Source organism: Comamonas faecalis, from assembly GCF_039538025.1.
Classification (GTDB): Bacteria; Pseudomonadota; Gammaproteobacteria; order Burkholderiales; family Burkholderiaceae_C; genus Comamonas_C; species Comamonas_C faecalis.
In genome coordinates this window covers 1-10,430 of record NZ_BAABBP010000053.1, presented here as the reverse complement: position 1 = coordinate 10,430, position 10,430 = coordinate 1, and the positions used below count along the sequence as shown (strand labels likewise).

The following is a 10,430-nucleotide window of genomic DNA, read 5'->3' as shown; positions in this document are numbered from 1 at the left end:
TCAAACCTGAAAGGATCGCAAATGCGCCATTGCAAATTCAAATCGTGGACACCCATGAATCTGTCGAAACCCGCGTCAGCACTGGCTTTGCGGCTTGTCCATATCAAATAAACCGGACACTACTGATCAAGGGACTTTCTTTATTGCTCCTTCCCCTCTGGGGGAAGGCGGGGATGGGGGCCGGGAGCGCCGGCATCTTGCCGGCATTCGAATGCAAGCGCCGCTGGCCCCCGCCCCAACCCTCCCCCAGAGGGGGCGGGAGTGAATGCACAAGGGCTCAAGCCTGATTGGACGCCAAAAAATCCTGCGCGAAGCGCTGCAGCACACCGCCAGCCTGGTACACGCTGACTTCGTCGGCGGTATCCAGGCGGCAGGTGACCGGCACATGCTCCACCTGGCCGCTCTTGCGGTGGACGACCAGCGTGAGCTGCGCCCCCGGCTGCGGCGCGCCCTGCACGTCGTAGGTCTCGGTGCCGTCCAGCCCCAGCGTCAGGCGCGTGGCGCCCGGCTTGAACTCCAGCGGCAGCACGCCCATGCCGATCAGATTGGTGCGGTGGATGCGCTCGAAGCCCTCGGCCACCACCACCTCCACACCGGCCAGGCGCACGCCCTTGGCGGCCCAGTCGCGGCTCGACCCCTGGCCGTAGTCGGCGCCGGCGATGACGATCAACGGCTGGCCGCGCTGCATATAGGTCTCGATCGCCTCCCACATGCGCATGACGGTGCCGTCCGGCTCCACGCGCGCGAGCGACCCCTGCCGGATCGCGCCATCGACCACGGCCATCTCGTTGACCAGCTTGGGATTGGCAAAGGTGGCGCGCTGCGCGGTCAGGTGGTCGCCCCGGTGCGTGGCGTAGGAGTTGAAGTCCTCGGGCGGCAGGCCCATCCTGGCCAGGTACTCGCCGGCGGCGCTGGCGGGCAAGATGGCGTTGCTGGGCGAGAGGTGGTCGGTGGTGATGTTGTCGCCCAGGACGGCCAGCGGCCGCAGGCCGGCCAGCGTGCGCACGCCGGCCAGCGCCCCCTCCCAGTACGGCGGGCAGCGGATGTAGGTGCTTTGCGCGCGCCAGTCGTACAGCGGTTTGGCACGCGCCGCGCCGGCGCGCTGCGCGAACAGCGGCGCGTAGATGCGGCGGAACTGCTCGGGCTTGACGCTGGCCCGCACCACGGCGTCGATCTCCTCGTCGCTGGGCCAGATGTCCTTCAGGTACACGGGCCGGCCCTGCGCGTCGGTGCCCAGTGCGTCCTTTTCGATGTCGAAGCGCACCGTGCCGGCGATGGCGTAGGCGATGACCAGCGGCGGGCTGGCCAGGAAGGCCTGCCTGGCATGGGGGTGGATGCGCCCGTCGAAGTTGCGGTTGCCCGACAGCACGGCCGTCACGTACAGGTCGCGCTCCAGCACCTCTTGCTCGATGGCCGGGTCGAGCGCGCCGCTCATGCCGTTGCAGGTGGTGCAGGCAAAGCCGACGATGCCAAAGCCCAGTTGCTCCAGTTCGCCCAGCAGGCCGGCCTCTTTCAGATACAGCTCCACCGCCCGCGAGCCGGGCGCGAGCGACGTCTTGACCCACGGCTTGCGCGCCAGCCCGCGCGCATTGGCGTTGCGCGCCAGCAGCGCGGCGGCAATCACGTTGCGCGGGTTGCTGGTGTTGGTGCAGCTGGTGATCGCCGCGATGATGACCGCGCCGTCGGGGATCAAACCCCTGGCCTCGTCGGCGTGCGCGGCGTCCAGCTTGGCCTCGTCGGCAATGCCGCGCTCGGCCAGCGCCGCGACCGGCAGGCGGCGGTGCGGGTTGCTGGGGCCGGCCAGCGCGCGCGTGACGCTGGCCAGGTCGAAATGCAGCGTGCGCTCGTAGCGCGCGCCGGCCAGGTCGCTGGCCCAAAAGCCGCAGGTTTTGGCGTAGGCCTCCACCAGCCGGATCTGCTCTTCCTCGCGCCCGGTCAGGCGCAGGTAGTCCAGCGTGTTGCCGTCGATGAAGAACAGCGCCGCCGTGGCGCCGTATTCGGGCGCCATGTTGGAGATGGTGGCGCGGTCGCCAACGGTCAGCGCAGCCGCCCCCGGGCCGCGAAACTCCAGGTAGGCGCCCACCACCTTCTGCTGGCGCAGGAACTCGGTCAGCGCCAGCACCACGTCGGTGGCGGTGATGCCGGGGCCGGGCCGGCCGGCCAGCTCCACGGCCACGATGTCGGGCAGGCGCATCCAGCTGGGGCGTCCGAGCATCACGGCCTCGGCCTCCAGCCCGCCCACGCCGACCGCGATCACGCCCAGCGCATCGACGTGCGGCGTGTGGCTGTCGGTGCCGACGCAGGTATCGGGGAAGGCCGCGCCGTCCTGGACGTAGACCACGGGCGACATCTTCTCCAGGTTGATCTGGTGCATGATCCCGGTGCCCGCCGGGATCACCTGCACGTTGTCGAACGCGCGCTTGCACCAGTCGATGAAGTCGAAGCGGTCGGCGTTGCGGCGGTCCTCGATGGCGCGGTTCTTGGCGAACGCGTCCTTGTCGAAGCCGGGCGCCTCCACCGCCAGCGAGTGGTCGACGATGAGCTGCACCGGCACCACCGGGTTGACCTGCGCCGGGTCGCCACCGGCGGCGGCAATGGCCTCGCGCAGGCCCGCCAGGTCGACCAGCGCCGTCTGGCCCAGAATGTCGTGGCAGACCACGCGCACCGGGTACCACGGAAAGTCCAGGTCACGCCGGCGCTCGGTGAGCTGGCGCAGGTAGTCGTCCAGATGCGCCGGGTCGGCGCGGCGCACCAGGTTTTCGGCGTGCACGCGCGCCGTGTAGGGCAGCGCGGCCCAGGCGCCGGGCTGCAGCTGCTCGACGGCCTCGCGGGCGTCGAAGTAGTCCACGGCCGTGCCGGGAAGGGGTTTTCTATGGGCGGTGTTCATGGTGGGCATCAAGTCAGCTCAAAGCGGCACTTGCGGCTTGCCCCCTCCGTGGGGGCTGGCGCTTGCCGTGTGTGGCAGGGAGGCGTATTGGCGCTGCAGGCCCCCATCCCAGCCTTCCCCCAGCGGGGGAAGGAGCAAAGACAGGCAAGGCAGCTACGGTTTTTGATGATTGGTGCGATTCAACGCGCCTCGATCGGCACGAATTCCCGACCCTCCGGCCCGGTGTAGTTCGCGCTGGGCCGGATGATCTTGTTATCCACCCGCTGCTCGATCACGTGCGCCGCCCAGCCGCTGGTGCGCGCGATGACGAACAGCGGGGTGAACATCGCGGTGGGCACCTGCATCATGTGGTAGCTGACGGCGCTGAACCAGTCGAGGTTGGGGAACATCTGCTTGGCTTCCCACATGACGTTTTCCAGCCGCTCGGCAATGTCGAACATCTTGGTCGAACCAGCCTCCTGCGACAAGCGTCTGGCCACGCCCTTGATGACCACGTTGCGCGGATCACTGATGGTATAGACCGGGTGGCCGAAGCCGATCACCACCTCCTTGGCCTGCACGCGGCGGCGGATGTCGGCCTCGGCCTCGTCGGGGTCGTCGTAGCGCTTCTGGACTTCAAACGCCACCTCGTTCGCGCCACCATGCTTGGGGCCGCGCAGCGCGCCGATGGCGCCCGAGATGCTGGAATACATGTCGCTGCCCGTGCCGGCGATCACGCGCGCGGTGAAGGTGGATGCGTTGAACTCGTGCTCGGCGTACAGGTTGAGCGAGGTGTGCATGGCGCGCACCCAGCTCTCGGGCGGCTTGACGCCGTGCAGCAGGTGCAGGAAGTGGCCGCCGATGGAGTCGTCATCGGTCTCCACCTCGATGCGCCGGCCCGAGTTGCTGAAGTGGTACCAGTACAGCAGCATCGATCCCAGGCTGGCCATCAGCCGGTCGGCAATGTCGCGGCTGCCTGCCAGGTTGTGGTCGTCCTTTTCGGGCAGCGCGCAGCCCAGGGCCGATACGCCCGTGCGCATCACGTCCATCGGGTGGCTGGCGGCGGGCAGTTGCTCCAGGGCCGCGCGGGCGATGCCGGGCAGGCCGCGCAGCGCGCGCAGCCTGGCCTTGTAGCTCTTGAGCTCGGCGCGCGTGGGCAGCTTGCCGTGCACCAGCAGGTGGGCGACTTCCTCGAACTCGCAGACCTCGGCCATGTCGAGGATGTCGTAGCCGCGGTAGTGCAGGTCGTTGCCCGTGCGACCCACGGTACACAGGGCGGTATTGCCCGCGGTCACGCCCGACAGCGCGACGGATTTCTTGACCTTCAGGGGCGCGGCGGCTGCGGCGGGAGCTGCGGCGAGGGTGGCGGTATTCATCGTTGGGTCTCCTGGTTGCGATACGAACATTCAATGGCGACGGGACGGCCAGCGGCGTCTACCGCCACCATCTCGAACAATCCTTTCAACACCTCCTCGGGCGGTATGTCCGGCTGGTCAGCCAGCGCGGTCACGCACACAGTCATGGAACTGCGCCCCACACGGCTGACCCAGGCGCGCAGCGTGAGTTGGCTGCCAACGGGCACGGGCGCGAGAAAGTCCACGCCCGTCACGCTCGCCATCACGACCTCGCGCTGCGCCAGGCCTCGCGCGGCCAGAAAGGCAGCCTGCGCCATCAGCTGCAGGCCCTGCCCGGCAAACAGCGTGCCGTGGTGGTTGGCGCTCACCGGCAGCACCAGCTTACGTGTCTCTACGGTTCCGATAGGTGTTGTCATGCTTCGCAATTTACGCAAAATAGCGTCCTCCAACCAGGGCTGAAAAGGCAAAATCTTGCGAAGCACAATCCAGAAATTTGCGAATTTTGCAAATATCCATCACCTCCACCACCCAGGAACAGCGGCATGAAAAAGACCTTCATGGGCGTCAAGCTGCGCAAGCTGCGCGCCGAGCGCGGCCTGTCGCAGACCGCGCTGGCCCAGGCGCTGGGCCTGTCGCCCAGTTACCTGAACCAGATCGAGCAGAACCAGCGCCCGCTGACGGTGCAGGTGCTGCTCAAGCTGCACCGCGCACTGGGCGTGGACATCCAGCAGTTCTCCGAGGACGAGGAGGCGCGCCTGGTCGCCGCGATGCGCGAGGCGCTGGCGGACGCGCCCGAGCCCGTCGCCCTGCCCGAGCTGCAGGAGGTGGCAGCGCAAATGCCGGCGCTGGGCCGCGCGCTGCTGGCGCTGCACCAGCGCACCCTTGCCAGCCAGGAGCAGCTGGAAACCATGGTGGCGCGCATGGGCGACGACCGCAGCAACCTGGCCGTGCCGCGCGCCATGCCGTTTGAGGTGGTGCGCGACTTCTTTTTTGCCAACCAGAACTATTTCGACGAGATCGACCGCCTGGCCGAGGCGCTGGCCACCGACGCGCCCGCGCAGGGCGCCGCACTGGTCGACTGGCTTGGCCTGCGCCTGCACCAGCGCCACCAGATCCGGGTGCTGCAAGGCGACGCGCCGAACCAGGGCAAGCGCCAGTTCGACCCGGCCGGGCGCACGCTGCGGCTGTCGGCCGCGCTCAGCGCGTCGCAGCAGGCGTTCCAGCTCGCCACGCAGCTGGCGCTGGTCGAGCACGGGGCGGTGATCGATGCGCTGGTGTCGGTGCGCCCGCTGCAGGACGACGCCGCATCGCGCACGCTGGCGCGCATCGGGCTGGCCAACTACTTTGCCGGCGCGCTGCTGCTGCCCTACACGCGCTTTCTGCAGGCGGCCGAGCGCCTGCACTACGACATCGACCTGCTGGGCCAGCAGTTTGACGTGGGCTTCGAGACCGTGTGCCACCGCCTGTCCACGCTGCAGCGCCCGGACGCGCCGGGCGTGCCGTTTTTCTTCGTGCGCGTGGACCGCGCAGGCAACATCTCCAAGCGCCAGTCGGCCACGCACTTTCACTTCAGCCGCACTGGCGGCACCTGTCCACTGTGGAATGTGTACGAGGCCTTCACCCAGCCCGGGCGCATCCTGCCGCAGCTGGCGCGCATGCCCGACGGGCGCAGCTACCTGTGGATTGCGCGCACCGTCTCCAGCCACACCGGCGGCTACGGCGCGCCGCAGCGGCTGTTTTCCGTCGGCCTGGGCTGCGACCTGCGCCACGCGCCGCGCCTGGTCTATGCCCGCGGCCTGGATTTGCGCGATCCGGCGGCGGCCACACCGATCGGCATGGGCTGCAAGGTGTGCGAGCGCACCGACTGTCTGCAGCGCGCGTTTCCGTTCATCGGCCAGTCGCTGCAGGTGGACGAGAACCACAGCCGCTTCACGCCCTACGGCGTTGCGCCCTGAGGCGACGCCGCACACCGCCCGGCCGGTAACATCGGAGCCTGCACCGCCCACCCACAGGAATGCGGGCATGCGCAGCACATGAGCAACGCGCTCGGCGCAGCCCCAGACGCAATGACGGAAAAAACCCCCTCCCCTCCCACGCCCGCGCCCGACGCGCTGGCCGGCCACACGCCCATGATGGCGCAGTACCTGACGCTCAAGGCCGGCTACCCCGACACGCTGCTGCTGTACCGCATGGGCGACTTCTACGAGCTGTTCTACGCCGACGCCGAGAAGGCCGCGCGCCTCTTGGACATCACGCTGACCCAGCGCGGCCAGTCGGCCGGACAGCCGGTGATGATGGCCGGCGTGCCCTTCCACGCACTGGAGAACTACCTCGCGCGGCTGATCAAGCTGGGCGAGTCGGTCGCGATTGCCGAGCAGGTGGGCGACGTGGGCGCGGCCAAGGGGCCGGTCGAGCGCAAGGTGGTGCGCGTGGTCACGCCCGGCACGCTGACCGACACCGAGCTGCTGCACGACAAGAGCGAGTCGCTGCTGCTGGCCGTGCACCAGGGCCGGCGCGCGCGCTGCGGCCTGGCGTGGCTGTCGCTCACGCAGGGGCGGGTGTACCTGGCCGAGTGCGCACTGGACGCGCTGGGCGGCTGGCTGGCGCGCATTGCGCCCAGCGAGCTGATCTACAGCGCAGGCTGCACGCAGCGCTTCGAGCAGCAGCTGCAGCAGCTGCGCCAGGCCGGCAGCTTCTCCTGCCCGATGTCGCCGCGCCCGGACTGGCAGTTCGACGCCCCGCTGGGCGAGCGCCAGCTGTTGCAGCACCTGGGCGCCGCCACGCTGGCCGCGTGGAGCGCGCAGGACCTGCCCGACGCGCACGCCGCCAGCGCCGCGCTGCTGCACTACGCCGAGCACACCCAGGGGCGCCAGCTCACGCACATCCACAGCGTGCAGGTACAGCGCGGCGACGCGCTGATCGCCCTGCCCGCCACCACGCGGCGCAACCTGGAGCTGACGCAGACGCTGCGCGGCGAGGACGCGCCCACGCTGCTGTCGCTGCTGGACAGCTGCATGACCGGCATGGGCAGCCGCCTGCTGCGCACCTGGCTGCTGGAGCCCGAGCGCGAGCGCACCAGCGCGCGCCGGCGCCTGGCCGCCACCGTCGCGCTGCGCGAAGGCAGCTGGCAGCTGCTGCGCGGCGAACTCAAGGGCGTGGCCGACGTGGAGCGCATCACCGCGCGCGTTGCGCTGCGCCAGGTGCGCCCGCGCGAGCTGGTCGCGCTTGGCCTGACGCTGCACAAATGCCAGCTGCTGGCGCAGTCGGCCGGCGGCTCTGCCGTGCCTGAGGCCTACCTGGCCCAGCTGTTCGATGAGCTGGCGCCGCCAGCCGACTGCACCGCGCTGCTGCAGGCCGCCATTGCCCCCGAGCCCGCGGCGCTGGTGCGCGACGGCGGCGTGATTTCCGGCGGCTTTGACGCCGAGCTGGACGAGCTGCGCGCCATCCAGGACAACTGCGACGGCTTTCTGCTGGAGCTGGAGGCGCGCGAGAAGGCGCGCACCGGCATTCCCAACCTGCGCGTGCAGTTCAACAAGGTGCACGGTTTTTACATCGAGGTCACCAGCAGCCACGTGGGCAAGGTGCCGGGCGACTACCGCCGCCGCCAGACGCTGAAGAACGCCGAGCGCTTCATCACACCCGAGCTCAAGGCCTTCGAGGACAAGGCGCTGTCGGCGCAGGAGCGGGCGCTTGCCCGCGAGAAATGGCTGTACGAGCAGTTGCTCGACCAGCTGCAGCCCCACGTGCCGCAGCTCACGCGGGTGGCGCAGGCGCTGGCGCAGCTCGACGTGCTGTGCTGCCTTGCCGAGCGCTCGCTGACTTTGGGCTGGTGCGCGCCGCAGTTCGTCGAGCAGCCCTGCATCGAGATCGAGGCCGGGCGCCACCCGGTCGTCGAGGCGCGCCTGGCCGAAACGTCGAGCGGCGCCTTCATCGCCAACCACACGCACATGCATGCCAACCAGCGCATGCAGATCATCACCGGCCCCAACATGGGCGGCAAATCCACCTACATGCGCCAGGTGGCGCTGATCGTGCTGCTGGCCAGCATGGGCAGCCACGTGCCGGCCAGCCGCTGCCGCCTGGGGCCAATCGACGCGATCCACACACGCATCGGCGCGGCCGACGACCTGGCCAACGCGCAGTCCACCTTCATGCTGGAGATGGTCGAAGCCGCGCAAATCCTGCACGCGGCCACGCCGCACAGCCTGGTGCTGATGGACGAGATCGGCCGCGGCACCAGCACCTTCGACGGCCTGGCGCTGGCCAGCAGCATTGCCACCCAGCTGCACGACAAGACCCAGGCCTTCACGCTGTTCGCCACGCATTACTTCGAGCTCACCGAGCTGCCCGCCAGCGCGCGCCACGCGGTCAACCTGCACGTGAGCGCGGTGGAAGACGGCCAGGACATCGTCTTCCTGCACGAAATCCAGGCCGGCCCGGCCAGCCGCAGCTACGGCATCCAGGTCGCCAAGCTCGCCGGCATGCCCGCCGCCGTGCTGCGCCACGCACGCCACGCGCTGGCCACGCTGGAAGAGCGCGCCGGCGCCGACAGGCTGCAGGTCGACCTGTTCGCGCCGCCCCCCATGCCCGAGGTGCAGGCCGCGAGCGCGGTGGAAGCGGCGCTTGCCGACATCAACCCCGACGCGCTGAGCCCGCGCGAGGCGCTGGATGCGCTGTACCAGCTCAAGCGGCTGCTGTCCTGACGAACACCGTCAAGCCGGCGTCTGCATCCAGCGCGCCAATGCGGTCGCAACTTGAATGGGTTTTTCCATCGGTGCCATGTGACCAGCATCGTTGATCAAGGCCTTTTGGACGCCGGGAATACGGTCTGCATATCTCCAGAGCGTGTCAACGGAGAAAGCCTTGTCGTGCGAGGCGGCCAACACCAGCGTCGGGCGTCGGCCATCCAGCAAAACTGAACGATCGGGGCGGGCAATCGTGGCACGCACATGGGCAAGATAGCGCTGCGCCCCATAGGCACGCACCATTTCTTCGCGCTCGGCCATCAGCGCTGCGTTACTTAGGCTGTCGGGGTGAAAAGCCAGTGCTGCTTGGCTTTGGATCAGATTGAAATAGCCGCCCTGCTCCACTTTTTCAAGTGAGGTACGCCGGCGCGCAATTGCCTCGGGGCCGTCGGCAAACGGTGAGGTGCACAGCAACGCAATACCTTGTACCCGCTGGGGCGCAGCTTCTAGCATCGCTAGTGCCACATAGCCGCCAAAAGAAAATCCAGCCAACCAAAAACGCTCGGGCAGGGTCGGCAGCAGCGCTTGGGCAATACCTTCGACAGTATCGATTGCTGGGTTGTCCACCGCCAGCGCCTGCACGGAAGCTGGTAACGCCTTGACCACGCTGTCGAACACGGCGTGCGTATTGTTCAGGTCGGGTATCAGCACCAATTCGTTCAAGGATGTTGTTGTCACGCAGATCCTCCTGCCCACGCCCCCAGGCGCATGGGCGACTTGAAGGGCTTGAGCGCGATCGCAACCTGCTTCTCTTCGGTATAGAGCGCACGCAGACCTTCAATGCCCTCGCGGCCAATACCCGATTCGTTGTAGCCGCCAAATGGCATACGCAAGTCCATGACCAGCGGCGAGTTGACCATGACCATGCCTGCACGCAGACGTTGCGAGGCGGCCATGGTCTCATCCAGGCGGTTGCTCCACACGTAGCCCGCGAGTCCGTAGTTCGAATCATTGGCCAGAGCCAGGGCTTGGTCGAAACGGTCGTATGTCATGAAGGTGACCACAGGGCCAAAAATTTCCTCGCGCCAGGCGCGTGCCTGCGGACTGCGCGCGAGCAAGGTGGTGGGCGCAAGAAAGTAACCGCGCTCGCCCACCCGCTGGCCACCGCCCAGCACCGGCACCTGATCGTCTGCCGTCGGCCGGCAGAACTGGCGTACGCGCTCAAAGTGCGCTGCATAGGCCAGCGGCCCGAGTTCGGTTTGGATGTCGAATGGATCGCCAACGCGGATTTGCTGGGCACGGGCAACGAAAGCCTCAATAAACTGGTCGGCAATGCTCTGCTGCACCAGGATACGGGTGCCAGCAAAACAAGCTTGGCCACTGTTGGCAAACATACCTAGTCCGCCCTGAACAATTCCGTTTTCAACTGCCGGCAGGCTGGTGCTCATGCGAAGCGGCGAGCAGCACAGCAATGACAGCCTGCATCGACAGCCCGAAGCGGGCGCAATAAAGCCGCAGTGCGGC

General features: G+C 68.0%; 7 protein-coding genes. 2 read left to right on the top strand and 5 right to left on the bottom strand.

Going from position 1 to position 10,430, the window contains the following annotated elements; genetic code table 11:
* Positions 1–277 precede the first annotated feature (277 nt).
* From acnD to ABD767_RS17005, 3 genes are all read right to left on the bottom strand, one after another.
* The gene (gene acnD / locus ABD767_RS17015) at positions 278–2,887 is read right to left on the bottom strand and encodes a Fe/S-dependent 2-methylisocitrate dehydratase AcnD (protein ID WP_344869993.1); all 2,610 of its coding nucleotides are present in this window, start codon (positions 2,885–2,887) and stop codon (positions 278–280) included.
* A gap of 179 nt (positions 2,888–3,066) precedes the next feature.
* Entirely contained in the window at positions 3,067–4,242 is a 1,176-nt protein-coding gene (gene prpC, locus ABD767_RS17010) for a bifunctional 2-methylcitrate synthase/citrate synthase (protein WP_103046278.1), read from the bottom strand.
* Positions 4,239–4,637: a hotdog domain-containing protein gene (locus ABD767_RS17005; RefSeq protein ID WP_103046277.1), complete on the bottom strand. Its 399-nt coding sequence runs from the start codon at positions 4,635–4,637 to the stop codon at positions 4,239–4,241. Before ABD767_RS17005 ends, prpC begins: the two co-directional genes overlap by 4 nt.
* Positions 4,638–4,763: 126 nt before the next feature.
* On the opposite strand from ABD767_RS17005, the gene ABD767_RS17000 reads away from it, so the two are divergent.
* Positions 4,764–6,176 (top strand): short-chain fatty acyl-CoA regulator family protein, encoded by a 1,413-nt coding sequence (locus tag ABD767_RS17000; RefSeq protein ID WP_103046276.1) that lies wholly within the window; start codon positions 4,764–4,766, stop codon positions 6,174–6,176.
* A 111-nt stretch (positions 6,177–6,287) separates the two neighbouring features.
* Positions 6,288–8,924: a DNA mismatch repair protein MutS gene (mutS, locus tag ABD767_RS16995; protein WP_103046280.1), complete on the top strand. Its 2,637-nt coding sequence runs from the start codon at positions 6,288–6,290 to the stop codon at positions 8,922–8,924.
* Positions 8,925–8,933: 9 nt separating this feature from the next.
* Here the strand turns inward: mutS and ABD767_RS16990 are convergent, their stop codons facing one another.
* Both ABD767_RS16990 and ABD767_RS16985 read right to left on the bottom strand, forming a co-directional pair.
* Entirely contained in the window at positions 8,934–9,644 is a 711-nt protein-coding gene (locus ABD767_RS16990) for an alpha/beta fold hydrolase (protein WP_344869992.1), read from the bottom strand.
* Positions 9,641–10,354: an aldehyde dehydrogenase family protein gene (locus tag ABD767_RS16985; protein ID WP_344869991.1), complete on the bottom strand. Its 714-nt coding sequence runs from the start codon at positions 10,352–10,354 to the stop codon at positions 9,641–9,643. The genes ABD767_RS16990 and ABD767_RS16985 overlap by 4 nt, the downstream gene beginning before the upstream one ends.
* Positions 10,355–10,430: the final 76 nt, after the last annotated feature.

What these genes read in the sequence shown, in the direction of transcription:
- acnD (WP_344869993.1), bottom strand. Translation starts at nt 2,887, where the DNA reads ATGAACACCGCCCATAGAAAACCCCTTCCCGGCACGGCCGTGGACTAC.
- prpC (WP_103046278.1), bottom strand. Translation starts at nt 4,242, where the DNA reads ATGAATACCGCCACCCTCGCCGCAGCTCCCGCCGCAGCCGCCGCGCCC.
- ABD767_RS17005 (WP_103046277.1), bottom strand. Translation starts at nt 4,637, where the DNA reads ATGACAACACCTATCGGAACCGTAGAGACACGTAAGCTGGTGCTGCCG.
- ABD767_RS17000 (WP_103046276.1), top strand. Translation starts at nt 4,764, where the DNA reads ATGAAAAAGACCTTCATGGGCGTCAAGCTGCGCAAGCTGCGCGCCGAG.
- mutS (WP_103046280.1), top strand. Translation starts at nt 6,288, where the DNA reads ATGACGGAAAAAACCCCCTCCCCTCCCACGCCCGCGCCCGACGCGCTG.
- ABD767_RS16985 (WP_344869991.1), bottom strand. Translation starts at nt 10,354, where the DNA reads ATGAGCACCAGCCTGCCGGCAGTTGAAAACGGAATTGTTCAGGGCGGA.